This is a genomic window from Candidatus Erwinia dacicola (assembly GCF_001756855.1).
Taxonomy (GTDB): domain Bacteria; phylum Pseudomonadota; class Gammaproteobacteria; order Enterobacterales; family Enterobacteriaceae; genus Erwinia; species Erwinia dacicola.
On record NZ_MAYS01000293.1, the window covers coordinates 1 to 1,322 of the forward strand.

Annotated in this window: 2 protein-coding genes and 1 tRNA gene; 1 reads left to right on the top strand and 2 read right to left on the bottom strand. The window is 40.5% G+C overall.

What is annotated here, in order from left to right:
* Positions 1–171: 171 nt before the first annotated feature.
* Positions 172–248, top strand: a tRNA-Ile gene (locus BBW68_RS08640).
* 122 nt (positions 249–370) lie between these two features.
* Here BBW68_RS08640 and BBW68_RS16415 read toward each other — a convergent pair.
* The gene (locus tag BBW68_RS16415) at positions 371–1,090 is read right to left on the bottom strand and encodes a reverse transcriptase domain-containing protein (protein ID WP_245675237.1); all 720 of its coding nucleotides are present in this window, start codon (positions 1,088–1,090) and stop codon (positions 371–373) included.
* 33 nt (positions 1,091–1,123) lie between these two features.
* Positions 1,124–1,322, bottom strand: a 199-nt coding sequence (locus BBW68_RS08650; RefSeq protein ID WP_148127548.1) for a transposase, incomplete at its 5' end; no start/stop codon positions are given.

The window sequence follows — 1,322 nt, forward strand, 5'->3', positions numbered from 1 at the left end:
TGTCTGATTAACCATTACCTGACCGGATAAGCCAAAGGTGCTTACCATCCTGCCGAATTTACACCATGTCCCAAGACTCTACCATTTAACGATATCAGATGCAGGAATGGGAGAGCTACAGAAACCCTCGGGATTGCGTGGCTAGTTTGACTTATGTATCATCTTGCTCCCGGCCCTTTAGCTCAGTTGGTTAGAGCGTGCGACTCATAATCGCTTGGTCGCTGGTTCAAGTCCAGCAGGGGCCACCAAATTTTAGCTTTAGAATCAAATAATTAAGCCACTCAACTGAGTGGCTTTTTTGTTTTTATCTTTCTAAGTGTCGCAAATGTGTCGCATGAAGATGATTTGAACATAAGGCGGGTGAAGCGCGTCACTTCGGAAAGTGTCTCTCAGCTTGGTCAGGATTGACGGTATGAACGTATTTAGCGATGGATTTTTTTTCATGCTTGTTACGGGTTTTAGCAAAGGCTTGAATGAATAGAATCATCCTTGCTGATTCGACTTTAAGGTGTCGATGCCCAAGTTCAAGATTGAAAACTGAAATTTTTGTAGTAGGACTCTGGGTTTTTGAAAGATTAATTTCATATCGCGACTTTCTTAGCGCCCCACAAAGTAACTCGAAATGCTGGTTTAATATGGCAAGATCCTTTGAAGAAAGGATGATATCGTCCATATAAACTGAAACAGTGACAATTCCCGACCTGTAAAAGGAATCTATAACCGACCCAGCGTAAGAATTTTGTAAACAGAGGGTTGCTAAAACTGGGGATTGTGGATAACCATATGGAACAGCAAATTTATGTGTTACAGCATTTGGAAGCCTAACAGTAGAAAGCTTAGCAATCTTTCGAGCCTCTTGATATGGAACAACTTTCTTTAACTCGCGCGTTACGCGGCTTTGAGTGGTGGACTCAAAAAAACCTTTAATATCAATCAGGCAGAAAAATTCATTATTTTTATGGAGTTTAGCAGCAGTAACATGGCCGCCATTACGTAAATGATAATAGTACAGCGGGAACTTCCAATTCTTTCTTAGAAAAATATGTAACGCAGATCCATATTTGAGCATTTCGTCAGAAGGTATATGCACCCATTTATTTTTCGGGGCTGTCCTAGATAAGGTTTAAATTTTACCTTTAACTATCTGTTTTAAAATAGTTAATTGCTGTTTTGCACTTGGAGTGTTAAATCGCCACTCACATTCCTTCAGATACAGCTCGAAATGTGCCTTCGGAATACCGTTAAATTTACGCATGTGGCGCTTCGCCTGGTTCCAAAAATTCTCGATACCATTGATGTGATTTTGCCGGTCTTTTTTGTCG